Origin of the sequence: Streptomyces sp. A1136, assembly GCF_004795055.1 — a bacterium.
GTDB lineage: Bacteria > Actinomycetota > Actinomycetes > Streptomycetales > Streptomycetaceae > Streptomyces.
In genome coordinates this window covers 49843-73721 of the sequence record NZ_SSBJ01000004.1, presented here as the reverse complement: position 1 = coordinate 73721, position 23879 = coordinate 49843, and the positions used below count along the sequence as shown (strand labels likewise).

General features: G+C 71.0%; 18 protein-coding genes. 8 read left to right on the top strand and 10 right to left on the bottom strand.

From position 1 onward, the window contains the following. Nucleotides 1-44: 44 nt before the first annotated feature. From E6R62_RS05130 to E6R62_RS05120, 3 genes are all read left to right on the top strand, one after another. On the top strand, nt 45-2612 hold the full coding sequence (locus tag E6R62_RS05130; RefSeq protein WP_136211819.1) for an ABC transporter permease: 2568 nt from the start codon (nt 45-47) through the stop codon (nt 2610-2612). 139 nt (nt 2613-2751) lie between these two features. Continuing rightward, entirely contained in the window at nt 2752-3507 is a 756-nt protein-coding gene (locus tag E6R62_RS05125) for an HAD family phosphatase (protein WP_136211817.1), read from the top strand. After that, the gene (locus tag E6R62_RS05120; RefSeq protein ID WP_136211815.1) at nt 3504-5858 is read left to right on the top strand and encodes a glycoside hydrolase family 65 protein; all 2355 of its coding nucleotides are present in this window, start codon (nt 3504-3506) and stop codon (nt 5856-5858) included. Before E6R62_RS05125 ends, E6R62_RS05120 begins: the two co-directional genes overlap by 4 nt. Before the next feature lie 236 nt (nt 5859-6094). Here E6R62_RS05120 and E6R62_RS05115 read toward each other — a convergent pair whose 3' ends face one another. Then, nucleotides 6095-6232, bottom strand: a complete 138-nt coding sequence (locus E6R62_RS05115) for a helix-turn-helix transcriptional regulator (protein ID WP_240801501.1) — start codon at nt 6230-6232, stop codon at nt 6095-6097. Between the two features lie 181 nt (nt 6233-6413). Between E6R62_RS05115 and E6R62_RS05110 the strand changes: the two genes are divergently transcribed. Next, nucleotides 6414-6635 (top strand): hypothetical protein, encoded by a 222-nt coding sequence (locus E6R62_RS05110; protein WP_168713961.1) that lies wholly within the window; start codon nt 6414-6416, stop codon nt 6633-6635. A 16-nt stretch (nt 6636-6651) separates the two neighbouring features. Here the strand turns inward: E6R62_RS05110 and E6R62_RS05105 are convergent, their stop codons facing one another. Together E6R62_RS05105 and E6R62_RS05100 are read right to left on the bottom strand one after the other, a co-directional pair. Then, nucleotides 6652-7074: an ester cyclase gene (locus E6R62_RS05105; protein WP_136211809.1), complete on the bottom strand. Its 423-nt coding sequence runs from the start codon at nt 7072-7074 to the stop codon at nt 6652-6654. A gap of 184 nt (nt 7075-7258) precedes the next feature. Continuing rightward, the gene (locus E6R62_RS05100) at nt 7259-7891 is read right to left on the bottom strand and encodes an HAD family acid phosphatase (RefSeq protein ID WP_136212193.1); all 633 of its coding nucleotides are present in this window, start codon (nt 7889-7891) and stop codon (nt 7259-7261) included. A gap of 529 nt (nt 7892-8420) precedes the next feature. Here E6R62_RS05100 and E6R62_RS05095 point away from each other — a divergent pair. The 3 genes from E6R62_RS05095 (at nt 8421) to E6R62_RS05085 (ending at nt 13533) form a co-directional block, all read left to right on the top strand. Next, nucleotides 8421-10577, top strand: a complete 2157-nt coding sequence (locus tag E6R62_RS05095) for a discoidin domain-containing protein (protein ID WP_136211807.1) — start codon at nt 8421-8423, stop codon at nt 10575-10577. A 119-nt stretch (nt 10578-10696) separates the two neighbouring features. Beyond that, nucleotides 10697-11767 carry a DUF1996 domain-containing protein gene (locus tag E6R62_RS05090; protein ID WP_136211805.1) on the top strand — a complete coding sequence of 357 codons (1071 nt, stop codon included), beginning with the start codon at nt 10697-10699 and terminating at the stop codon, nt 11765-11767. Between the two features lie 35 nt (nt 11768-11802). Then, a complete protein-coding gene (locus E6R62_RS05085; RefSeq protein WP_136211803.1) occupies nt 11803-13533 on the top strand; it encodes a discoidin domain-containing protein in 1731 nt (576 codons plus the stop codon). 76 nt (nt 13534-13609) lie between these two features. Here E6R62_RS05085 and E6R62_RS05080 read toward each other — a convergent pair whose 3' ends face one another. The 4 genes from E6R62_RS05080 to E6R62_RS05065 are packed head-to-tail and all read right to left on the bottom strand — an operon-like array spanning nt 13610 to nt 18184. Beyond that, complete coding sequence (locus E6R62_RS05080) at nt 13610-14989, bottom strand: GH1 family beta-glucosidase (RefSeq protein ID WP_136211801.1); 1380 nt, start codon at nt 14987-14989, stop codon at nt 13610-13612. Beyond that, a complete protein-coding gene (locus E6R62_RS05075; RefSeq protein ID WP_136211799.1) occupies nt 14986-15849 on the bottom strand; it encodes a carbohydrate ABC transporter permease in 864 nt (287 codons plus the stop codon). Before E6R62_RS05075 ends, E6R62_RS05080 begins: the two co-directional genes overlap by 4 nt. Further along, nucleotides 15839-16855, bottom strand: a complete 1017-nt coding sequence (locus E6R62_RS05070; RefSeq protein WP_136211797.1) for a carbohydrate ABC transporter permease — start codon at nt 16853-16855, stop codon at nt 15839-15841. Before E6R62_RS05070 ends, E6R62_RS05075 begins: the two co-directional genes overlap by 11 nt. A 9-nt stretch (nt 16856-16864) precedes the next feature. Next, on the bottom strand, nt 16865-18184 hold the full coding sequence (locus tag E6R62_RS05065; RefSeq protein WP_136211795.1) for a sugar ABC transporter substrate-binding protein: 1320 nt from the start codon (nt 18182-18184) through the stop codon (nt 16865-16867). A gap of 157 nt (nt 18185-18341) precedes the next feature. Here E6R62_RS05065 and E6R62_RS05060 point away from each other — a divergent pair, with 157 nt between their 5' ends. Then, nucleotides 18342-19652: an ROK family transcriptional regulator gene (locus E6R62_RS05060; RefSeq protein ID WP_136211793.1), complete on the top strand. Its 1311-nt coding sequence runs from the start codon at nt 18342-18344 to the stop codon at nt 19650-19652. 135 nt (nt 19653-19787) lie between these two features. On the opposite strand, the gene E6R62_RS05055 is transcribed toward E6R62_RS05060, so the two are convergent. From E6R62_RS05055 to E6R62_RS05045, 3 genes are all read right to left on the bottom strand, one after another. Then, nucleotides 19788-20882: a LacI family DNA-binding transcriptional regulator gene (locus E6R62_RS05055; protein ID WP_136211791.1), complete on the bottom strand. Its 1095-nt coding sequence runs from the start codon at nt 20880-20882 to the stop codon at nt 19788-19790. 530 nt (nt 20883-21412) lie between these two features. Next, nucleotides 21413-21607: an antitoxin gene (locus E6R62_RS05050; RefSeq protein WP_136211789.1), complete on the bottom strand. Its 195-nt coding sequence runs from the start codon at nt 21605-21607 to the stop codon at nt 21413-21415. Between the two features lie 120 nt (nt 21608-21727). After that, entirely contained in the window at nt 21728-23554 is a 1827-nt protein-coding gene (locus E6R62_RS05045) for an NAD(P)/FAD-dependent oxidoreductase (RefSeq protein WP_240801500.1), read from the bottom strand. Nucleotides 23555-23879 lie beyond the last annotated feature (325 nt).

Here is a 23879-nt window from a genome sequence, read left to right as displayed (position 1 = left end):
GTTCCCGTTCCGTCCTCGCCCTTCCGCACTCTCGAAAGCCGACCATGCTGCGAACAGCCCTGCGCAACGTCCTCGCCCACAAGGCCCGACTGGTCATGACCGTGCTCGCGGTCGGTCTCGGTGTCGCGTTCATCTCCGGCTCCCTGGTCTTCGCCGACTCCACCACCGCCGCCTATCGCGCCTCCATGTCGCGCGACTACGCGGACGTCGCCGTGAGCGTGACCGCGAAATCCCCTCCGGGCGCCTCGGAGGCCGAGCAGTACGGCGCGCTCGACGACGTACTCGTACACAAGCTGTCCGCCGTTCCCGGCGTCGCCTCCGTCCGTCCGGCCGCGGACGGTTCGGTCACCCTGTCGGCCAAGGACGGCACACCGATGCGACCCGGGAGCAAGATGGGCCGGTTCGGTGCTGCCTACGTCCCGGGTCCCGGGGGCACGGACGGCCGCCACCCGCTGACGGCCGGGCGGGCCCCCCGGGACGGCGGTGAAGTCGCCCTCGACCGCGGGACCGCGGCCGCGGGCGGTTACGTACTCGGCGACACCGTCACCCTCGCCAAGGACGGACCGGTCCTCAGGATGCGCCTGGTGGGTCTGGTGTCCACCGGGGACGGTCGGGTGAACGCCGGCGGCACCCTGGCGGTCTTCGACAAGGGCACCGCCCAGAAGTCGTTCGCCTCACCGGGGCACTACAACCGGATCGACCTGAGCGCCAAGGCCGGCACCGGCCAGCCCCTGCTGGCCGAGCGGGTCACCGCCATGTTGCCGGCCGACCGCGCCGAGGCCACCACCGGCGCCGCCCAGGCCGAGCAGCAGTCCGTCTTCGTCAACGGCAAGATCCACAGTTACGCACGACTGCCCGTGCTCTTCGCCGTCGTCTCGCTGTTCATCGGCACGTTGCTCATCGTCAACACGTTCACCATGCTCGTGGCGGGGCGCAGCCGTGAGATCGCCTTGCTGCGTGCGATCGGCGCCACCCGTCGCCAGGTGGTCCGTTCGGTCCTCGCCGAAGCGGCCGTGGTCGGGCTCGCCGCGTCCGTGCTCGGATTCGCGGTGGGGCTCGGGGTGGCGGTCGCGCTGCCGGGTGTACTGGGCACCTCCGACGACCTGATGCCCGACGGACCGTTGGTGATCGGTCCGACCACCGTCCTCGCCTCGGTCGTCGTGGGCGTCGGCGTCACCGTGCTCGCCGCCTGGCTGCCGTCGCGCCGCGCGGCGCGGATCGCTCCCGTCGAGGCGATGCGCACGGTGGGGCAAGCGCCGTCGGGCATGGCGTCGCGCGTCCGCGCCTGCGTCGGTCTGGTCGTCGTCGCCGTGGGTGTGGGGCTGCTGTTCTCGCTCGGTGACGCCGACAGTGCCACCGATGAGAACCTGCGGACCGCGCTGTTCGGCGCGGGCCTCCTCGTGCTCGGTCTGATCACGACGGCTCCCCTGCTCGCCGCCCCGGTGATCCGTTCCCTCGGCCGCTTCACCACCCGCTTCGGTGTCGTGGGCGACCTGGCCCGCGAGAACACCCTGCGCGACCCGCGCCGTACCGCCGCGACCGCCGCCACCTTGCTGATCAGCACCGCGCTCGTCTCGGGCCTCGCCGTCATCGACCAGTCCAGCAGCCGGGCCCTGGACGCCCAGGCCGCCGCCGGGCTGAGCGCCGACTACGTCATCAGCGCCCGCGACACCACCACCGCCGTCGCCTCCGCCGACCTCCGGCGCGTCGCCGATGTGCCCGGGGTGCGGACCTCTTCCGCCGTGGCGGACTCCACCATCGACGCCGACGGTCTCGTCAAGACGATCTCCGGGGTGGACCCCGAGACCGTGGGCGAGGTGATGAGGCTGCGCTTCCTCAGCGGTTCCGCCGAACACCTCCGCCCGGGCACCATCGCCGTCTCCCAGAGCTTCGCCCGGGACCGGCACGTCACCACCGGCGAGCGCGTCCGGGCGGGCATCGGCCCCGGAACCGGCGACCGTGACGAGTCGTACACCGTCGTCGGCGTCTACCGGGACAACCCGACCGCCCAGGACGTCATCGGGTACCGCACCGACGTGCAGCAGCGCGGCTTCCTGCACGACTCCGTGCAGCGCATCCTGGTCCGCACCGCGGACGGCGCGGTCTCCCCGGACCTGGAGAAGCGCCTGCGCGCCGCCGTGAGTGACAGTCCACTGCTGAAGGTCCAAAGCCGCGCGCAGCTCGTCCGGGAACAGGCCGGAGTCGCGGGCGACCTGATGACCATGGTGTTCGGGCTGCTCGCCGTCGGCGTACTGATCTCCGGGCTCGGCATGGTCAACACGCTCGCCATGGCGGTCTCGGAGCGCACCCGGGAGATCGGCGTCCTGCGGGCCATCGGCATGGACCGCGGCGGCGTCCGCCGGATGATCCTCCTGGAAGCCGTCGGCGTCGCCGCCTTCGGCACCCTGCTCGGTCTGGCCGGTGGACTGTTCGGTGCGTGGAAGGTCAGTGGATTGGCGGGCGGCGCGATCCCCCAGTACACCTTCTCCCCGCCGTGGGGCACGCTCGCCTGCGTGGTCCTGCTCTCCCTGTGCGTCGGCGCCGTCGCGGCGGTCCTGCCCGCCCGCCGGGCCGCCGCGCTCAGCCCCTTGCGGGCCGTCACGCAGTCATAGGCCCGGTCGCCGAAGGCCTGTCTGTCGGGTCGCGCGCGGCGCCGTCCGGGTGGTGGCGCCCGTTCGGCCACCACGCCCGGAACCGCGCCACGGCGATCACTACCGTCTCAGCGCCGCGACACGGGGAAAGGTTGCCTGTATGACAACAGAGCTCGGTTTGCCCGAAGAGATCCAGGCGTGCCTCTTCGACCTCGACGGGGTCGTCACCAAGACGGCCGTGGTGCACGCGGCCGCCTGGAAGGAGACGTTCGACGCGTTCCTGCGCGAGCGCGAAGGGGACGGCTTCCGGCCCTTCGACCCGGTCGCCGACTACGACGAGTACGTCGACGGCCGTCCCCGCGCCGACGGCGTCCGCACCTTCCTCGAATCGCGCGGCATCCGACTGCCCGAGGGCGGCCCGGACGACCCGCCGGACGCCCGGACGGTCAACGGCGTCGGCAATCGCAAGAACCAGCTCGTGCTGAAGAAGATCCACGACGAGGGAGTGGAAGCGTACGACGGCACGTTGCGCTACATCGAGACGGCCCGGGCCGGCGGCCTGAAGACGGCGATCGTATCCTCCAGCGCGAACGCCCGGGACGTGCTGCACTCCATCGGCGCGGAACACCTCTTCGACGTACGCGTCGACGGGGTGGTCGCCGCCGAACGCGAGTTGCCGGGCAAGCCGCACCCGGACACGTTCCTGTCGGCCGCCCGGGACCTCGGCGTGGACGCCGAGCACGCCGCCGTCTACGAGGACGCGCTGGCCGGCATGGACGCGGGCCGCTCCGGCGGCTTCGGCTTCGTCGTCGGTGTCGACCGCGTCGGCCAGCGCGACGCGCTGTACGCGCACGGCGCCGACGTGGTGGTCAAGGACCTCGCGGAGCTGCTCCGGGAGCGGGGAGGCGCCGCGTGATCACCCATCGCTCCTACACCGTCGAACCCTGGGCCGTGCGGGAGACCGAGCTCGACTTCGAAGTCCTGGCGCAGAGCGAATCGGTGTTCGCGCTGTCCAACGGACATGTCGGCTGGCGCGGCAACCTCGACGAGGGCGAACCGCACGGTCTGCCCGGCTCCTACCTCAACGGCGTGTACGAGGTGCATCCGCTGCCGTACGCCGAGGCCGGTTACGGCTACCCCGAGTCCGGTCAGACGGTCATCAACATCACCAACGGCAAGATCGTGCGGCTGCTCGTCGACGACGAGCCGTTCGACCTGCGCTACGGCCGGCTCGTCTCGCACGAACGCGTCCTGGACCTGCGCGCGGGAACGCTCACGCGGACCTGCGAATGGGTCTCCCCCGCCGGCTCCCGCATCCGGGTGCGTACCACCCGGTTGGTCTCCCTCACACAGCGGGCGATCGCCGCCGTGGCCTACGAGGTCGAGGCCGTCGACCGCCGGGCGCGCGTGGTGCTCCAGTCCGAGCTGGTCTCCAACGAGCAACTCCCGGAGTCCGACGGCGACCCGCGTGCGGCGATGGCGCTGCAGGCGGCGCTGGAGCCGGAGGAGAACTTCGCCTCCGGCAGCCGGCTGCGCCTCGTCCACCGCACTCGGCGCAGCGCGCTGCGCGTGGCCGTGGCCGCCGACCACGTCGTGGAGGGCCCCGAGGCGACCACTACCGCGAGTGAGAGCCATCCCGATCTGGCCCGGGTGACCGTCACCTCGGTCCTGGAGCCCGGGCAGCGGCTGCGGGTGGAGAAGCTGACCGCCCACGGCTGGTCCGGAGTCCGCTCACTGCCCGCGATGAGCGACCAGGTCGACGCGGCGCTCGCCGCCGCCGCACGCGGCGGCTGGTCGGGACTGGTGGACGAACAGCGGGGCTACCTGGACGACTTCTGGGCCCGCGCCGACGTCGAGGTAGAAGGCGACGAGGAGATCCAGCAGGCCGTACGGTTCGCCCTCTTCCATGTCCTGCAAGCCGGCGCCCGCGCCGAGCAGCGGGGCATCCCCGCCAAGGGACTGACCGGCTCCGGCTACGACGGGCACGCCTTCTGGGACACCGAGATGTTCGTGCTGCCCGTGCTCACCTACACCGCGCCCCAAGCGGTCGCCGAGGCCCTGCGCTGGCGGCAGTCGACGCTGCCCGCCGCGCGCGAGCGCGCCGCTCAGCTCGGGCTGTGCGGCGCGGCCTTCCCGTGGCGGACCATCGAGGGGCAGGAAGGGTCGGCGTACTGGCCCGCCGGGACGGCCGCGTTCCACGTCAACGCCGACATCGCGCACGCCGTGACGCGGTACGCGGCGGCGAGCGGCGACGAGGAATTCGAGCGGGACACCGGGGTGGAACTGCTGGTGGAGACCGCCCGCCTGTGGCATTCGCTGGGCCACCACGACCACCACGGCGCCTTCCACATCGACGGGGTCACCGGGCCCGACGAGTACAGCGCGGTCGCCGACGACAACACCTACACCAACCTGATGGCCCGGGCGAACCTGCTGGCCGCCGCGGAACTCGTGGAACGGCATCCGAAGGAGGCCGAACGGCTGGGCGCCGGCGAGGAGGAGAGTGCCGCGTGGCGCGACGCCGCCCACGCCATGAACATCCCCTACAACGACGAGATCGGTGTCCACGAACAACACTCGGGCTTCACCCGCAACCAGCGGTGGAACTTCGCCGGCACGCGACCGGACCAGTATCCGCTGCTCCTGAACTTCCCCTACTTCGACCTGTACCGCAAGCAGGTCGTCAAGCAGGCCGACCTCGTGCTCGCCATGTACACCTGCGGTGACTGGTTCGACGAGGAGCACGTCGCCCGCAACTTCGCCTACTACGAGCCCCTGACCGTGCGGGACTCCTCTCTGTCGGCCTGCGTCCAGGCCGTGATCGCCGCGCAGACGGGACACATGCGCCTCGCTTACGACTACGCGTCCGAGGCGGCGTTGATGGACTTGGAGGACCTGGAGCACAACACGCGCGACGGGCTGCACATCGCCTCGCTCGCCGGCACGTGGATGGCGCTCGTCGCGGGGTTCGGCGGCACCCGACGAACGCGAGACGAGCTGCGGTTCTCGCCGCGGCTGCCGGAGAAATTCAGCCGTCTCACCTTCACGCTGCAGTTCCGCGGCCGGCGAGTCCGGGTGGAGATCGGCCGGCAGAGCGCCACCTACACGCTGCTGGAGGGCCCGACCCTGACGATCCACCACCACCGCGAACCGGTCGTGCTGCGCCCCGGCACCCCGATGTCCCGCCCCATCGCCCCGCTGAAGCCGGGTCCGGCTCCCGAGCAGCCCCCGCACCGCCGCCCGAACGCCCATCACGGCCGCGTGTGAGGGACAACAGGACAACGTCGGCGGCGACCTCGCGGCTGCCGCGGATGTGCTGCTCACACCGGTCCGGGAGGCAGGTGCCCCCACGTCGGGCCGGGTTGCGCACACGGTAGGCGAAGGCGAGCCCGGCCGGTCGCTCCGGCCGGGTTTCCTTTGCCTCCGCCGTGGTTCGGGCCCACCGCGAGTCGGGCCTGCCGGGTTTCAGCCCTTCCGACGGGCCGTGTGGTAGAGCTCGGCGGTCAGCGCGGCGGCCTCGTCCTGCGAGGCGCCCGGACCTCCGGTCCTGGTCTGCGACCAATGGTGCGCACGCTGACCCCGGACCGTTCGGCCACCTGCTCCTGCGTCAGGTTCGCCCGCACGCGTAACGTGCGTAGCATCATGCCGAGGTCGTCCCCTGTCATCGAGCGTCTCCCCCTACCTGCCGGTGTGAACGGCGGAGAGCCTGCCCGCGACCTCCGGTCACGAATGGCCGGTCGTCTGGCCTGTACGGCCGCCACGACCGGGGACACGGTGGAAGTCGGCGCCCGGAGCGCACCGATGGAAGGCAAGGAGCCGCGTGTGGCCAACCGCTACTGGTGCGGGGAGTGCGGCTTCAAGACGCCCTGGCTCGGCAGGTCCGAGGGACTGCGCCGACGGGTCGAGCACTACGCCCGCAAGCACCCCGGCACTTCCCCCGGCGGCCAGGTCGAGACCCGACGGCGCGGCCCCGCGCCGGTCCGCTGTCGCCTGGCGGCCCTCGCACTCGCCCTCCTCGCCGTCGTGGCCGCCCGGCACCGATGAGATGGGCGGAGGGAGGCTAGTCGACCTGCGGCCAGTCCCAGCCGAGTTGGAGGAAGAGACCGAGACGGTCGCTCACCGCGCGGATCTCGGCGATCTTGCCGTCCCGCACGGTGAGGATCCAGATCGCCTCGTTCTCGAAGGGACGACCGGTCGGCTCGGGCATACGGGGGTGGGCGCCGCCGTTGACACCGCGCTGCGTGAGGCGGGCGACGACCTTGTCGCTGGCGGCGATCACTTCCTCGACGTGGATGGTGAGGGGATCGAAGGCGGCGAGCTGCCGGCGCAGGCCCTCGAAGGCCGCACTCGGCTCGTCGGCCTCGCCGTGGATGATCTTGTTGTGGTCGACGACGTCGTGCGCCATGAACTCCGGCAGGTCCGCGAGGCGGCGTTCGCTGACCGCCTCGAAGAAGTTCCGGATCGCTTCCTCGTTGTCGTCCATCACGGTGGTTTCCCCCCGTCGATCAAGGTTTGGTGACCGAGACCTTACCTCTTGGCCATGGGTTCGACCTCTCAAGTGATCACCCACGCACGGTGAATGGCGGTGGCCGGCACCACTGCCGGCCCCGCTGCCGGCGTTGTCGGGGCGCCCGGGATACCTCCGGTGCACGGGCGCCGTCGCCTCGTCAGGAGAGCTTGCCGCCGTAGTCCGGGAGCTTGAAGGTGCGTTCCGCGTGACCTCCGACGAGGTCGCTCTCGTTGTTGCCGATGTTGGCGATGATCGTGTAGCCGCGGTTCTCGATCTCGGTGCGCTTGGCCGTCTTGTACGCGCTGACCTCGCTGAACAGGTTCGGCAGGTCGCGTACGTAGAGTCCCGACACCGGGTAACCCACCGAGGTCAGGTTGTGTTCGGTGAGCGAGTAGAGGATGCCGGGGCGGGCGGTGACGAAGAAGACGGCGACGCCGCGCGCGTTCGCGTACCGGGTCAGGTCGAGGACGGGGGCGATCGCGGGGGTGGGGTTGGTCCAGAACCAGTGGAAGTCCGTCTCCAGCGATGAGTTGTCGATGTCGAGGACGATGGCGGGCTTCTCGCCGGCGGGGGATGAAGCGAGCCGTTGCTCGATGTACGGCCGGGCGGCGCCCATGACGGCTCCGACGTCGCGCTGCCAGGTGGCGTAGTCGATGCCGAGGATCGCGGCGTTCCCGCCGGGCGCCCAGGCGGTGACGGCGGCAGGGGCCTGCGCGGGCGCGCCCGTCGCCGCGTCGGCGGCGGTGGCCGGGGCCAGGGACAGTACGGCCGCGGCGGCGGCGATGCCCATGGCGGTGCGGGCTCTGCGTGTGGGGGTCACGGGGTCACTCACTCCTGGTCGCGGATGGCATGTACGCGAAAAGAATCAGTCACAACTCCCGCGATTTCTACTGGCCGGTAGGTAATTTCTGGCGACCGCCCGGTGAACACGGGACGCGGACGCCGCGAGGGCGGCGCGGTCACCACACCACCCGGGCGGGCTGCGCGGGCGCGGCACTCGACGGCAGCCGACGAGTAACGAAGACATGGCCTCGACTCTGCTCGGTACGCGGTCACTTCCCGAAGTCGACCGGGCGCTCCGCCCCGCCGGGCGGGCACGACGGGACGGAGCGGTCAGGAACTGAGTAGAGCCCTGTGACGTTTTTTCGTCAACACTTTTCACAAGGATTGAAGAAACTCCAAGTTCACAGGCTCGTTGCCCAGTTGAGCAACAGTCAGGCCTTAAGTTCCTGAACGCCGAAACCCTTGACGGCCCACCTGAGGGGCAGTTCACTCACGCTTCGATCCCCCCAGGATCCAAGACGTCAGGAGCCCCCCGCATGCCAGTCCTCTCCGATCGCCCGCCGCGGCTGACCGTGGCCGCGCTCGCCGCCGCCCTGATCGCGGCCCTCCTCGTACTGCTGCCCGGCACCCCGGCCCAGGCGGCCCCCGTCCTGCTCTCCCAGGGCAAGCCCGCCACCGCCTCCAGCGTGGAGGGCGCCGGGACCCCGGCCGGCGCGGCCGTCGACGGCGACAACGGGACCCGCTGGTCGAGCCAGTTCGCCGACCCGCAGTGGATACAGGTCGACCTCGGCGCCACCGCCCAGGTGAACCAGGTGGCGCTGCGCTGGGAGGCGGCGTACGCGAAGTCCTACCGGATCGAGCTGTCCACCGACGGCGCCACCTGGTCCACCGCCTACTCCACGACCGCGGGCACCGGCGGGGTCGCGACCCACGACATCACGGGCACCGCACGCTACGTCCGCGTCCACGGCATCCAACGGGCCACCACCTACGGCTACTCGCTCTGGGAGTTCCAGGTCTACGGCACCACGGGCACCGGCCCGGTGATCCCCGGCGGCGGAGACCTCGGACCGAACGTGATCGTCTTCGACCCCTCGACGCCGGACATCCAGACCAAGCTGGACCAGGTCTTCGCCCAGCAGGAGTCCGCCCAATTCGGCTCCGGTCGTTACCAGTTCCTCTTCAAGCCGGGCACCTACAACGGCCTCAACGCCCAGATAGGCTTCTACACCTCGATCTCCGGCCTCGGCCTCAACCCCGACGACACCACCATCAACGGCGACGTGACCGTCGACGCCGGCTGGTTCGGCGGCAACGCCACCCAGAACTTCTGGCGCTCCGCCGAGAACCTCGCCCTCAATCCGGTCAGCGGCACGGACCGGTGGGCCGTCTCGCAGGCCGCGCCGTTCCGCCGGATGCACGTCAAGGGCGGCCTGAACCTGGCGCCCAACGGCTACGGCTGGGCCTCGGGGGGCTACATCGCCGACTCCAGGATCGACGGGCAGGTCGGCAACTATTCGCAGCAGCAGTGGTACACCCGTGACAGCTCGATCGGCGGCTGGTCCAACGCCGTCTGGAACCAGGTGTTCTCGGGCGTCCAGGGCGCACCGGCACAGAGCTTCCCGAACGCCCCCTACACCACGCTCGACAGCACGCCCGTCTCGCGCGAGAAGCCCTTCCTCTACCTCGACGGCACCCAGTACAAGGTCTTCGTACCGGCCAAGCGCACCGGTGCCCGCGGCACCTCCTGGGGCAACGGGGCGCCACAGGGTTCCTCGATCCCGCTGAGCCAGTTCTACGTGGTCAAGCCGGGCGCGGGCGCCGCGACGATCAACGCGGCGCTGGCCCAGGGTCTGCACCTGCTCTTCACGCCCGGCGTCTACCACGTGGACCGGACCATCCAGGTCAACCGCCCGGACACGGTCGTACTGGGTCTCGGCCTGGCCACGATCGTCCCGGACAACGGAGTGACCGCGATGAAGGTCGCCGATGTCGACGGCGTCAAGCTCGCCGGCCTCCTGATCGACGCTGGTCCGGTCAACTCGCCCAACCTGCTGGAGGTCGGTCCCACCGGTACCACCACGGACCACGCCGCGAACCCGACCACCGTGCAGGACGTCTTCGTCCGGGTCGGTGGCGCGGGCGCCGGCAAGGCCACGGTCGGCATGGTGATCAACAACCACGACACGATCGTCGACCACACCTGGATCTGGCGCGCCGACCACGGTGACGGGGTCGGCTGGGAGACCAACCGATCCGACTACGGGTTCCGGGTGAACGGCGACGACGTCCTGGCCACCGGTCTGTTCGTCGAGCACTTCAACAAGTACGACGTGCAGTGGAACGGCGAACGGGGCCGCACGATCTTCTTCCAGAACGAGAAGGCGTACGACGCGCCCAACCAGGCCGCCATCCAGAACGGCTCCACCAAGGGCTTCGCGGCCTACAAGGTGGCCGACTCGGTGAACACCCACGAGGGGTGGGGGCTGGGCAGCTACTGCTACTACAACGTGGACCCGACCATCCGGCAGGACCACGGCTTCGAGGTGCCGGTGAAGCCGGGCGTCAAGTTCCACGACCTGCTCGTCGTCTCGCTCGGCGGCAACGGCCAGTACGAGCACGTCGTCAACGCCACGGGAGCACCGACCTCGGGCACCTCCACCACCCCCTCCACCGTCGTGTCCTTCCCCTGACCCGTCCCTGAACCCCGGGGAGACGCGGGGCGGCAGCCGGCCGCCCCGCGTTTCCCGGGCCGCTTGAGAGAGCGCTCTCCCACCGTCGGGGGAGCGTCCCACCGATCGAAGGAGCAGAAGTGAACCACCGACCCCGAAGGCTGTCAGCCCTACTGGTCCCCCTCGCCTTCGCCCTGACCGCCGCCGCCGGTCTGGGCGGTCTCGCCCTGACCGCCCAAGCCTCCGTCGACGGCGGCACGGCCGTCCACATGGACCACACCGCCGTCGCGCCCCTGGCCACCGGTGACGACCCGGACGGGGACGGCTACGTCCCGGCCGTTCCGCCCGTCACCGGCGTCACCCCCTCCTGGGCGAACCCGCCCGACCGCTACTTCCACGAGTTCCAGGCCGACTGCGCCGTCAGCAGGACCGCGCCCGACGACCCCATCGTCTTCGCGGGCCGGCCCGGCGCCTCGCACAACCACACCTTCATGGGCAACACCACGACCGACGCCTACTCCACCACGGCCTCGCTCAGCGCCGGCGGCACCCGCTGCAACGCCCCCGGCGACCTGTCCGGCTACTGGATGCCCACGCTCTACAACGGCAACCAGGCCGTCCTGCCCACCGGACCGCAAGTGATCTACTACAAGAGCGGCGTCACCGACTACAAGAGCGTGCGCCCCTTCCCCAAGGGACTGCGCTTCGTGGTCGGCAGCCCCACCCAGACCGCGACCGAGTTCCGCGGCCACCGCGGCTGGGTCGAGGGCTGGGAGTGCGGCGACAGCTACAAGAACGTCGAGTTCCCCGCGAACTGTCCCGCCGGGACGCAGCTCAACATCCGTATGCAGGCCCCCAGTTGCTGGGACGGCCGGTATCTCGACACGCCCGACCACAAGGCGCACATGGCCTATCCGGTCGTGAAGCCCGGCGGCAACGACAACGTGTGCCCGGCCGACCACCCCGTCGCGCTCCCGATGATCGAGTTCAAGATGGCGTTCCCGGTCAGCGGTGACATGTCGCAGGTCAGGCTCTCCAGCGGCAGCGGCCACTCCTTCCACTACGACTTCTTCAACGCCTGGGACGACCGGACGCTGAAGGCCCTCGTCGACAAGTGCGTAGGCGGCGGCTTCCAGTGCGACGCCCGCGGTTACGACGAGACCCACCCCGAGGCGGGATCCGTCCTGGGTCCGGACTACCGGCTCCCTTGACCCCCTCCCCCACCCCCTCCCAAGGAGGTCCAGGCATGCACTCCCGCACGGGTTCCCTCGTCACGGCCGCGCTCCTCGCGGGAACCGTGGCAATCCTCCCCGCAGGCCCGGCGCAGGCCGCCGGCAGCGTGGTGAAGGTGACCGGTTCCCAGGGGAACTGGCAGTTGACGGTGAACGGTTCGCCGTACGTCGTCAAGGGCGTCACCTGGGGCCCGTCCCCGGCGGACGCCGGACGGCTGTTGCCCGACGTCAAGTCGCTGGGCGCCAACACCATCCGTACGTGGGGCACCGACGCGAGCAGCCGACAGTTGTTCGACGCCGCCGCCGCGAACGGCATCAAGGTGGTCGCCGGCTTCTGGCTGCAGCCGGGCGGCGGCCCGGGCAGCGGTGGCTGCACCGACTACGTCAAGGACACCACCTACAAGAACGACAGACTCGCCGAGTTCACCAAATGGGTGGAGACCTACCGCGACCACCCGGCGGTGCTCATGTGGAACATCGGCAACGAGTCGGTGCTCGGCCTGCAGAATTGCTACAGCGGAGCCGAACTGGAGAACCAGCGCAACGCCTACACGACCTTCGTGAACGACGTCGCGAAGGCCGTCCACCGCATCGACGCCGACCACCCCGTGACGTCCACCGACGCATGGGTCGGCGCGTGGGCGTACTACAAGCGCAACTCCCCCGACCTGGACCTGTACGCCGTCAACTCCTACAAGGAGGTCTGCGGCGTCCGCCAGGCCTGGGAGCAGGGCGGTTACACCAAGCCCTACATCGTCACCGAGACGGGTCCGGCCGGCGAGTGGGAGGTGCCGAACGACGCCTACGGGGTCCCGCTGGAGCCCGGCGACCAGGCGAAGGCGGACGGTTACACCAAGGCCTGGGCCTGCGTCACCGGCCACCGGGGCGTGGCCCTCGGGGCGACGGTCTTCCACTACGGCACCGAGTACGACTTCGGCGGCCACTGGTTCAACCTGACCCCGGCCGGTGAGCGCCGCACGTCCTACTACGCGGTCAAGCGGGCGTACGGCGGCAACACCGCCGGGGACAACCTGCCGCCCACCGTGGCGGTGCCCTCCGTGGCCGACCCGGGCGCCGTCCCGGCGGGCAAGGAGATCACCGTCAGGGCCCCCGCGACCGATCCGGAGGGCGACCAGCTCGCCTACGAGGTCCTGTGGGGGAGCAAGTACGTCGACGGTGGGGGCGGTCTGCTCTCCGCGCCGTCCACGAACCTGGGCAACGGCGCGCTGAAGGTCACGGCTCCGGCGAGGACCGGTACCTGGAAGCTGTACGTGAAGGTCAAGGACGGGAGGGGCAACGTGGGCGTGGAACAGCGCTCGGTCAAGGTTGCGCCGCCCCCGGTGGCGGGCACCGACGTGGCACTGGGCCGGCCCACGACCGCCTCCACCTACCAGAGCGACGGCTACGGCGGTTGTCCGTGCACGCCCGCGCCGGCCACGGACGGCCGCGACGACACCCGCTGGGCGAGCGCCTGGGCCGACCCGCAGTGGCTCCAGGTGGACCTGGGCGCGGTGAAGACGCTCAGGCACGCCCAACTGGTGTGGGAGGGCGCCTACGGGAAGGCCTACACGATCCAGGTGTCGGACGACGACCGGAACTGGCGGACGGCGTACGCCACCTCGACCGGTGACGGGGGCATCGACGACTTCGACATCAGCGCGTCGGGCCGTTACGTCCGGCTGGAGCTGACGCAGCGGGGCACCGGCTACGGCTACTCGCTGTTCCGCTTCGGGGTCTATGCCTGACCACCCGGCCGGCTGAAGGCGCCCGCCCCGGGGAAGCGGGGCGGGCGCGGTGCGTGCGGGCCGGGGCGGCTCGGGTTCAGCGGGAGCGGTGGGCGGCGATGACGTCCGCGTAGGCGCGACCGCTGGACTTGACCGTGCGGGCCTGGGTCTCGTAGTCGACGTGGACCAGGCCGAAGCGCTTGTCGTAGCCGTAGGCCCATTCGAAGTTGTCCAGCAGCGACCAGGCGTAGTAGCCGGCCACCGGTGCGCCGCGGCGGACAGCGCGGGCGCAGGCGGCCAGGTGGGAGGTCAGGTAGGCGGTGCGCTCGGGGTCGTGGACACTGCCGTCGGGGGCGACGGCGTCGGGGTAGGCGCAGCCGTTCTCGGTGATGAGGATGCGCCGGGCCCCGTACTCCTCGTACAGGCGCATGATCAGCGTTTCCAGGCCGTCGGCGTCGACCTCCCAGTCCATGCCGGTGCGCGGGACGCCGGGCCGGTCGACCTGGCGGGCGAACGGCGCGGGGCCGGCCGGGTCGGCGGTGACGACCTGCGGGAAGTAGTAGTTGAGCCCGATCCAGTCGAGGGGTGCGGCGATGGCGGAGAGGTCACCGGGTCGTTCGGGGAGGTCGACGCCGTAGACCTCGCGCATGTCGGCGGGGAAGCCGCGGCCGTGCACCGGGTCGAGCCACCAGCGGTTGACGTGGCCGTCCATGCGGTGGGCCGCGGCCAGGTCGGCTTCGTCGGCGGTGGCGGGCGCGACGGTGGAGAGGTTGTTGACGATGCCGATCCGGGCGCCGGGGGCCGCGGCCCGGACGGCCTGGGTGGCGAGGCCGTGGCCGAGCAGCAGGTGGTAGGAGGCGCGGACGGCCGCGGTCAGGTCCGTCCGGCCGGGGGCCATCCGACCCTCCAGATGGCCGATCCAGGCCGAGCACAGCGGCTCGTTGAGCGTGGCCCACTCGGTGACGCGGTCGCCGAGGCGGTCGGCGACGAGGCCGGCGTACACGGCGAAGTGCTCGGCGGTGGCGCGCTCGGGCCAGCCGCCCCGGTCTTGGAGGGCTTGCGGGAGGTCCCAGTGGTAGAGGGTGACGTTGGGTTCGACGCCGGCGGCGAGCAGGGCGTCGATCAGGCGGTCGTAGTGGTCGAGGCCCTTGGTGTTGACGCTTCCGTCGCCACCGGGACGTATCCGCGGCCAGGCGACGGAGAGTCGGTAGGCGTTGGTGCCGAGCTCGCGCATCAGGGCGATGTCCTCGCGCCAGCGGTGGTAGTGGTCGCAGGCGGTGTCGCCGGTGTGGCCGTTGTCGATGGCTCCGGGGACGCGGGTGAAGGTGTCCCAGATGGAGGGGGCGCGGCCGTCCTCGTCCACGGCGCCCTCGATCTGGTAGGCGGAGGTGGCGGTGCCCCAGGCGAAGTCGGCGGGCAGCGCGGCGAGGTCGATGGCGGGCGGGGCGGTCAGGGGGACGCTTTCGGAGAGGGTCATTTGACGGCTCCTGCCGTGAGTCCGGCCACCAGGTACTTCTGCAACAGCAGGAATCCGGCGACGACGGGGATGCTGACGACGAGCGAGGCGGCCATGATCTGGTTCCAGTAGACGTCGTTCTGTGTGGAGTAGCCCTGCAGTCCGACGGCCAGGGTGCGGGTGGTGTCGTTCGTCATGACGGAGGCGAACAGGACCTCGCCCCAGGCGGTCATGAAGGCGTAGACGGCGACGGCGACGATGCCGGGCACGGCGGCCGGGATCACGATCCGCAGCAGTGCCCCGAGGGGGCCGCAGCCGTCGACCGTGGCTGCTTCGTCGAGGTCGCGGGGCACCGAGTCGAAGTACCCGATGAGCATCCAGATGGAGAAGGGGAGGGAGAAGGTGAGGTAGGTGAGGATGAGCCCGCCGCGGGAGCCGTAGAGGGCGACGCCGGTGCTGTTGCCGATGTTGACGAAGATCAGGAACAGCGGCAGGAGGAAGAGGATGCCCGGGAACATTTGCGTGGACAATACGGTCACCGTGAACAGGCGCTTGCCGCGGAAGCTGTAGCGGCTGACGGCGTAGGCCGCGAAGACGGCGATGACCACGGAGCAGACGGTGGCCGCACCGGCCACGATCAGCGAGTTGAGGAAGTACTCGGCGAGCGGGATGGTGTGCCAGATGTCTATGTAGGGGCGGACGGTGAGCCCGGTGGGAATCCAGCGGAACCGGCCGGCGACATCCTCCAGCGGTTTGAGCGAGCTGGTGACCATCACGTAGACGGGCAGCAGGACGAAGGCGGCGAGCACGGTCAGGAACACGGCCCGCACCACCCGGAAGGAAGCCGGCGGGGCGAGGGGGCTGCGCGGTCTAACGGGCATCGTCGTTTCTCCGTCCGCGGTTGGTGACGAGCAGGTACCCGGCGGTGACCAGCAGGAGGAACAGCAGCAGCAGGACGGACATGGCCGATCCGGTGCCGAAGTTCCACGTGACGAAGCTGGACTGGTAGATGTGGATGGAGATGAGGTCGGCCGCCTCGGGCGCCGACTTGCCGAAGAGCACGAACGGCGTGTTGAAGTCGTTGAAGGTCCACAGGAACAGCACGAGGATCAGCACCTGGTTGACGGGGCCGACCGACGGCAGCGTGATCCGGCGGATCTGTTGCCAGACGCCCGCGCCGTCCAACGCGGCGGCCTCGTAGAGCTCTTTGGGGATGTTCTGCAGGGCGGCCGTCACGATCAGGAAGGCGAACGGCCACCCCTTCCAGACGGACACGATGAGCAGGGCCCAGAAGCTGTTGTCGCCCAGCAGCCAAAAGGTGTGTTCGGCGCCGCCGATGCCCAACTGGTCGTGGATGACGTGGTTCACCAGGCCGTTGTCCCGTTGGAACATGAACGACCAGGTGATGACGGCCGCGTAGACGGGCAGCGCGTAGGGGACGAGGAAGAGCGCCCGCAAGAGGCCCCTGCCGCGGAAGGTCTCCTGCATGAACACGGCGGCGGCGGTGCCGATCAGCCAGCAGAGCGCGACCGAGAGCAGGGTGAACAGGCAGGTGGTGAGGAAGGACCCGAGCAGGGCCTCGCCGACGGGCCGGTTGACGTCGACGGCGAGGTCGTAGTTGTCGAAGCCCGTCCAGGGGGCGCCGGTCCAGTCCCGGATGTGGAACTGGGTGAGTTCCCGGAAGCTGGCCACGATGCCCATCGCCATCGGCACGAGGTGGATGAGCAGTTCGAGCAGGAGCGCGGGCAGGAGCAGGAGGTAGGGCAGGGCGGTGCGACGCAGCCGCCCGGGGCGCGACGTGCGTTTCGGACGGCGCTCCCGCGGCGTTGTGGGGCGTTCCCCGCGCGGCTTGGCGGCGGGGGCGTGGGTGGTGGGCGCGGCGGTCATCGTCGCGGGTCAGTTCGACATCTGCTGCTGGGCCTTGGTGAGCTTCGCCTTGACCGAGTCGGTGGTCACCGGCCGACCGGCCGCGGCGTCGGCGAAGAGCTCCTTGACGGCGGTGCCGACGGCCGTCTCGAACTGCGACTCCTCGGGGACCTGCGGGAGCGGTGCGGCGCTGGTGGCGAGGGTGTTGCGGAGCACGGTGAGGTCCTCGGTGGCGAAGGCCGGGTCCGCCTGGGCGGTCTTGACCGGCGGGACGGAGCCGTAGGTCTTGTTCAGGAGCGTCTGCTCCTCGTCGCTCGTCATGAACTTCACGAACTTCAGCGCGCCGTCCATGTTGTCGGTGTTCTTGAAGACGGCCATGTTGATGCCCGCGACCATGGAGTTGGTGTTCTTGCCGGTCCCGGGGGCGCCGCCGGCGGGGACCGGGACGGGGGCCACTCCCCAATCGCCCTCCTTCATGCCGTGCGCTTTGAAGCTGCTTGCCGCGCTCTGCCACAGGACCATGGCGGTCTTGCCGTTGGCGAAGTCCTGGAGGGACTGGTTCTTGTCGTATTCGGCGTTGCCGGGAGCGATGATCTTGTCCTTGGCCATCAGGTCGACGTACTGCTTGACGGCCTCGACGTTGGCGGGGGTGTCGAAGGTGGGCTTGCCGGCGGCGTCGAAGAACGCAGCACCGTGCTGCTTGGAGAGCACGAAGACCTGGTGGATGTCGTTGGAGAGGTTCGAACCCTCCGCCCCCAACGCCCACTTGCCGTCCTTGGACAGCCTTTGGCCGACGGTGACCATCTCGTCCCAGGTGGCCGGGGGCTTCTCGATGCCCGCCTCCCGGAACATCTTCTTGTTGTAGTAGAGCGCGTAGGACATCGAGTAGAGCGGGACGGCGGCCGGGTCCTTGCCGGCCGCACCGGCCGAGCCGATGGCGGATTCGACGAAGCGCTCCCGGCCGCCGATCGCCTGGAAGTTCTTCGCGTTCCAGGGGAGCAGCGCTCCGGTCGCCTGGAGGGACGAGGACCAGGTGTTGCCGATGTTGAGGACATCCGGTCCCTGACCGGAGGCGGTGGCGGCGAGGATCCGGTTGAGCAGGTCCGACCAGGGGACGACTTCGAGCTTGACCTTGATGCCGGTCCGCTGCTCGAACTTCTTCAGTTCGGGGGCGAGCGTGGCCTGGTCCGCCGTGATGTCGGGGCCCTGGTTGGAGGCCCAGTAGGTGAGCTCCTTCGGGGCGGTGTCGGAGCCGCCCGCGCTGTCCGCCGATCCGCCGCCGCAAGCGGTGGCGGCGGTGGCGAGGAGCGAGACTGTGACGGCGGCGGCAGCGGCTCGGGTTCTGCGCATGGCGGCTCGGTCCCTTTCGGCGGGGCTGGGGGAAAGGCCGACGTGGCGTACTCCGTCCAGGCCTTAATTTAGGACGTGAGTTAAGCCTCGTGAAAGGGTCGCGTCAAGGGGTCACGCAAGGGTATGTTGCGAGCGATGTCACTGCGGAAGGGGCCGAATGACGACGGGGCGTAGCGGGCGAACGGTGCGGGACCTGCGGCGGGGCAATCGGAGCGCCGTCCTCCAACAGCTCTACTTCGGCGGGCCGATGAGCCGCCAGGAGCTGGGGCCCGCCACGGGACTGAGCTCCGGGTCGGTCAGCAACGTCGTCGGGGAACTCGTCGCGGACGGGCTCCTGGAGGAGGCGGGGATCGTCGACTCCGACGGCGGCCGGCCACGTACCCTGCTGCGCGTGGCGCCCGGCAGCGCGCACATGATCGGCGTCGATGTCGGCGAGACCCGCGTCCGCGTCGAGTTGTTCGACCTGACGCTGACCGAAATGGCCCGCGCCGAGATGCCGTTGCTCCCACGCGGCTGTTACGACGTCGGCCCCATCGTCGACCACGTCAAGGACGGGATCGCCACCGTACTCGCCGAGGCCGGGATCGGCACGGAACGGCTGCTCGGCGTGGGCATCGGGGTGCCCGGCATCGTCGACCGGACCGGGCCCGGCGGGACGGTGGTGCACGGCCAGACGATCGGGTGGGACGCGGTACCCCTGGAGGAACTGCTGCGCGCTACCGGCGCCCTGCCGCCGGAGGTCCCGTACATCATCGACAACGGCGCACGGACCCTCGGCCAGGCGGAGATGTGGTTCGGGGCGGGTCGCGGCGCCCGGGAGGCATTGGTCGTGCTGTTCGGCTCGGGCGTCGGCGCGAGCCTGATCACCGACGGCTCGCCGGACGGCGGGACGACGGAGGGAACCGCGCTGGAGTGGGGGCACCTCACGGTCTCCGTGCGCGGCCGGCGCTGCCGGTGCGGGGCGCTCGGCTGCCTGGAGGCCTACACCGGGGCGGAATCCCTGCTGGCCCGGTGGGCGGAGCGGGGCGGCGGCCCCCCGGACCCCGTGGACGAGGAGGAGGCGCTTTCGGCCCTGCTGGCGGCGGCCGTCGGGGAGGACCCGGTAGCGCGGGAGGTCCTTGAGGAGACCGCGGAGTACCTGGGGGCGGGCCTGTCCGACCTCATCAACCTCTTCCAGCCGGAGCGCATCCTGATCGGCGGCTGGGCGGGCCTGATGCTGGGCCCACACATCCTTCCGGCGGTACGCGAGCACGCCACCCGGTACTCCCTGCGCCATCCCGCCGGCCGGGTCACCGTGGGCATGGGCTCGCTGGGTCCGGACGCGGTGACGGTCGGCGCGGCGACGCTGCCCCTGTCCGCCTTCTTCGCCACGGGCGGCCGGCGGACGACACCCCGGCCCGACGCCGAACCCCCCGCCTGGCGCACGGCCCTGCGCGTCCGCGGCGGAACGACCCCCGGCGGTACCTGACCCCGCCGCGACCCTGACCCCACCCGCCTACGCGCGGCCCGCCGCGCCTCAGGCGGCGGGGGGAGTCGGCGTCCCGGGAAGCAGCCGGTCGGCGCCGGGCGCGGGCTTCGTCGGGGACCACGGACCCCCGGCGGTTCACGCCGACTCGCGCACCACCAGGTCGGGCGTGAACAGCACCGACACCGGCCCGGCCGCCGACCCGCTCGTGACGCGGTCCGACAGCAGCCGGACCATCTCGGCCGCCATCTCCTCTACCGGCTGACGCACGGTCGTCAGCCTCGGACGGCAGGCCGCCGCGGCGCCCGAGTCGTCGAAGCCGACCACCGCCACGTCCTGCGGTACCCGACGGCCGTGCTCGCGCAGCACCAGGCACGCGCCCTGTGCCATCAGGTCGTTGGCCGCGAACACCCCGTCCAGATCCGGTTTTTCGGCGAGGAGGGACCACATCGCCCGCTCGCCCCCGTCGAGGGTGAAGTCCCCCTCGACCACCGCGACCCGCCCTCCCCGCGCGCCCTCCCGGAAGCCCGCCACCCGCTCCCGGCTCGCCGGTACGTCCGCGGGGCCCCCGATCACCGCGAGTCGGCCGCGTCCCAGCCCCAGCAGGTGCCGGGCAGCCAGCACCCCGCCGTCGCGGTGCCTGAGGTCCACGTGGTCGAGCCGCTCCCCGGCCGGCGGCCGCGCGAACGACACCGCGGGCAGGCGGGCCTCCACGAGCATCCCGGGCAATGGATCGTGCGGACGGGTACTGACCAGGAGCGCCCCGTCCGCACTCCCCTGTGTCAGGTACGCGAGCACCTCGGCACGGTCCCCCGCGGTCTCGGCGAACATCAGCACCGGGTGCACGCCCGTCGGCCGCAGCGCGCGCACCACCCCGCTGACGACCCGCCCGAAGAAGGGGTCCTGGAAGTCCCCGGCCGCGAGATCGTCTCGCCCGCCGGCGGCGGCGGCGCCCGCGCCCGAGACCACCAGGGCGACGGTTCCGGAGCGGCGGGTGACCAGGGAACGGGCCGCCCGGTTGGGTACGTAGCCGGTCGCGGTGACGGCCCGCCGGACCGCCCGCGCGATGGCGGGGTCCACGTTCCGCACGCCGTTGACCACACGGGACACGGTCGCCCGGGACACCCCGGCGGCGCGGGCGACGTCTTCCAGCGTCGGCGCCGCCCCCGTACCGCCGCCCGCCCCCGCCCCCGTGTTCGTCGTGCCCTTTCCCGTACGCCGCCCCGTGTCCATGGCGGCACTGTAGCGGCCGGGTCCGGCTAGCAGACGTCGAAGTGCGTCCGCAGGGGCAGCCGGCCGGCGTTCGGTCCCGCGAGGACGGTGAAGCGGCCGGGCTCCGTCACCCCCAGCCGCCCGCCGCCGGGCACCAGTGCAGCCAGGTGGTGGGCAGCCGGCCTCCGGGTTCCGCGCGGCCGAGGAGTACGTCGGCCAGAGCTGTTCGGGGCGAGTGCGCCAGGTGTCGGCACCGGTCAGCAGGTGGACGCCCCTGCGCGGGTCGAGGCCCTCCGCGAGTCGCTGCTCCTCGCCGTCGCGCATGCGGGTTGCCCTTCGTCGCGGAGCGCCGGGGCGCCGACGGTACGAGCACGTGCCGGGGCGCCGTCCGCCGCGATCACGTGGGAGAGCGCTCTCCCGGATGATCCCGGCCACCCTGCTTCACTGTCAACGCACTTGCCCCGAAGGGGCTTTGCCGAGTCCCGGTGGCTCCGGCAGACAGCGGTGGCCCCGGCGCCGTGCGCGCCGGGGCCACCGCGGCCTGGAGTCAGTCAGCGCTCCGTCGTACCGTTGCCGCCGTACGAACGGCGCACCGCGTCGGCGGCCTTGTCGGTCTGGGCGTCGTACTTGTTGCCCGTACGCTCATCGACCAGTCGTTCGACGCTCTCGACGCCCTTGTCGGCCTGGTCCGGGTGGCCCTTCGCCAGCTCCTTGGCCTTGTTCGCCATGTCTCCCAGCCTGCTCATGAGTACCTCCGCGGTAGTGCGTGCGTCGTACGCAAGCGCGGTTACCCGCCCGATGCACTCCTACGCCGAGGCAGGCGGACGAGCCCGACGTGCCGAAGGGGCCCTGCCGGCGGGTCGCACTCACGGTGCCAGGTGAACCTCCAGGGCGGTTCGCACCGCGGATTCCAGGGCTCCTTCGATCCACGCGGGCTTGACGGAGGTGTGACACCCCCCGAAGTGCAGGTTCCCTTCGGGCCTGCGGACGTGCGGGAAGAGTTCGGTGTGCTGGCCGGGGAGCAGCACGGACGCTTCCCCGTACGCGTACGCGTCGCGCATCCAGGACTGGGTCCGGCCGACACCCGTGTAGAACACCTCGATCCGCTGGCCGTACACGTCCTGAACGCCGGCGAGGGCGCGCGGGTAGCGCTCCGCGTCGTCGAACGAGTCCCACTTGAGGGCGTCGTCCGACCAGCTGTAGGACGCGAGGAGCACGCCGCCCTTGCTGCCTTCCACGGGGTAGGACGGCTGGAACATGAAACGGTTGGGGTTGTCCGTGGCCGAGCCTCCGCCGATGACGCCGACCGCCTCGGGTTGATCACGCGTGACGAGCCGGCAAGCGGCGTAGTGGGAGCGCTGGGCGGCGGAGACGTGCCCCTTGGGTACGGAGGCGTGCGCGCCCAGCAGGCTGCCGTCCACGGGGGTCCGCCCCAGTTGGTACTCCCGGTACAAGCCGGGTCGTACGGCTTCCAGTTCGCGCTTCCAGTCGGCCTCGTCGAACTCCCACCAGCGGCGGCTGAACTCCAACAGGACCTTGGTGGCGGCGTCGTAGTGGAGTTCCGTGATCGCGCGCCGCTTGCCGTAGGAAAGGGCCGGGGTGACCGGGATGTGGCGCAGCCCCGAGAAGGGGACGGTGATGATCGCCGCGTCGCCCGTGAACGTCTCCCGTCGCACCGGGTCGCCGCCGCGGCCCTCGGAGACGGTGTCGATGGTGACCTTGCCCTCGCCGTGCGTGATCCGGGTGGCCCGGCGATCGAGCCGCACCAGGTCCTTGACGCGCGCGTAGAGGGCGTCGGCCAGGGTGGCCGTGCCGCCGGGCAGCTCGAAGAAGGCGGTGTCGGGGCTGATCAGTGACGCCCCGATGAAGCTGTGCACGAAGGCGAGATGCAGCCGGGAGGTCAGGTTCTCGACGGTTCCGATCAGGTCGATGGTCCGCTCGTCGAGTTCCGCCTCCTCCGTCAGGTACCGGTACATCGACATGTGGCCGTAGCGCTGGATGACGCGCGCCCAGCCTTCGACGAGCGCCCTGTCCTTCTTCCCCTCGATCTCCTTGCGGACGGGAGCGAAGGCGTTGCGCACGATCTGCGCGGCCGGGACCGACTCGTGGGCGGCCGGGACCCCGAAGGAGCGGTTGACGGCCTGCGGAGCGCGCGCGTAGTCGGCCCGGCGTACGCGGATTCCGTTGACGAAGATCCACGTACGGTTCGCCGGGCGGCCGGCCCCGTCGACGTCGACGAGGTGGAAGCGCCTGCGCTTGAGGCCGAGGCCGTCGATGAGCCCGGTGACCAGGGGGTGACTGTCGGGGATGCGCATGGCGCCGGCTTCGGCGTACTGCTTGGGGTCCGCGAAGGGCGCCGGGGACTTCTCGTGGCCGCCGGTACGGAAGGTCTTGATCCGTCCGCCCACCCGGTTGCCGTTGGCCTCGATGACGGTGACCTGGTGCCCGGCCTCCCGGAGCAGGTGGGCCGCGCTGAGGCCGGCGGGACCGGCACCGACGACCAGCACCCTTCTGCCGGTGCGGCGGGCCCGGGGCAGGCCGTCCCTCAGCAGGATGTCCGCGTAGCGCGGCACCAGGGGCTGATCGTCGTCGTCCCGTACGAGGATGGCCCGGGCGATGGCGAGGCAGGTCTCCCAGTCGGTGTCCGCGGCGCGCGCGGGAGCTCGCGTGGTCAGCGCGGACGCCGGGGCCACGGGCAGTGCGCCAGCTCCCGTGACGGCCGCCGCTCCGGCGATGACGGTACGTCGGGACGGTCGGCGCGCAGGCACGGGTACGGGCTCGTCGGGGCCGTCGGCTGTGGGGGGCGTCTGAATGATCACGGGCCAACTCTGGCGGGCGGCGCGACCGCGGGATGTCGAAAAGGCCCGAATCCGGGGACAACCACCCGGACGTGCGGGACGCCCTCGGACGCTGACGAACTGTTCGCACGGCCGCTGTCCCGACACCGGTGTGCGTCCCGTCTCCGGTATCCGGTATCCGGTATCCGGTATCCGATTGAGCGTCACCGTCCCGGCCGCA

Excerpts from the sequence above, each read along its gene's own strand:
- E6R62_RS05130 (WP_136211819.1), top strand. The coding sequence starts at position 45 with ATGCTGCGAACAGCCCTGCGCAACGTCCTCGCCCACAAGGCCCGACTG.
- E6R62_RS05125 (WP_136211817.1), top strand. The coding sequence starts at position 2,752 with ATGACAACAGAGCTCGGTTTGCCCGAAGAGATCCAGGCGTGCCTCTTC.
- E6R62_RS05115 (WP_240801501.1), bottom strand. The coding sequence starts at position 6,232 with ATGCTACGCACGTTACGCGTGCGGGCGAACCTGACGCAGGAGCAGGTG.
- E6R62_RS05105 (WP_136211809.1), bottom strand. The coding sequence starts at position 7,074 with ATGGACGACAACGAGGAAGCGATCCGGAACTTCTTCGAGGCGGTCAGC.
- E6R62_RS05100 (WP_136212193.1), bottom strand. The coding sequence starts at position 7,891 with ATGGGCATCGCCGCCGCCGCGGCCGTACTGTCCCTGGCCCCGGCCACC.
- E6R62_RS05095 (WP_136211807.1), top strand. The coding sequence starts at position 8,421 with ATGCCAGTCCTCTCCGATCGCCCGCCGCGGCTGACCGTGGCCGCGCTC.
- E6R62_RS05085 (WP_136211803.1), top strand. The coding sequence starts at position 11,803 with ATGCACTCCCGCACGGGTTCCCTCGTCACGGCCGCGCTCCTCGCGGGA.
- E6R62_RS05080 (WP_136211801.1), bottom strand. The coding sequence starts at position 14,989 with ATGACCCTCTCCGAAAGCGTCCCCCTGACCGCCCCGCCCGCCATCGAC.
- E6R62_RS05075 (WP_136211799.1), bottom strand. The coding sequence starts at position 15,849 with ATGCCCGTTAGACCGCGCAGCCCCCTCGCCCCGCCGGCTTCCTTCCGG.
- E6R62_RS05070 (WP_136211797.1), bottom strand. The coding sequence starts at position 16,855 with ATGACCGCCGCGCCCACCACCCACGCCCCCGCCGCCAAGCCGCGCGGG.
- E6R62_RS05065 (WP_136211795.1), bottom strand. The coding sequence starts at position 18,184 with ATGCGCAGAACCCGAGCCGCTGCCGCCGCCGTCACAGTCTCGCTCCTC.
- E6R62_RS05060 (WP_136211793.1), top strand. The coding sequence starts at position 18,342 with ATGACGACGGGGCGTAGCGGGCGAACGGTGCGGGACCTGCGGCGGGGC.
- E6R62_RS05055 (WP_136211791.1), bottom strand. The coding sequence starts at position 20,882 with ATGGACACGGGGCGGCGTACGGGAAAGGGCACGACGAACACGGGGGCG.
- E6R62_RS05050 (WP_136211789.1), bottom strand. The coding sequence starts at position 21,607 with ATGAGCAGGCTGGGAGACATGGCGAACAAGGCCAAGGAGCTGGCGAAG.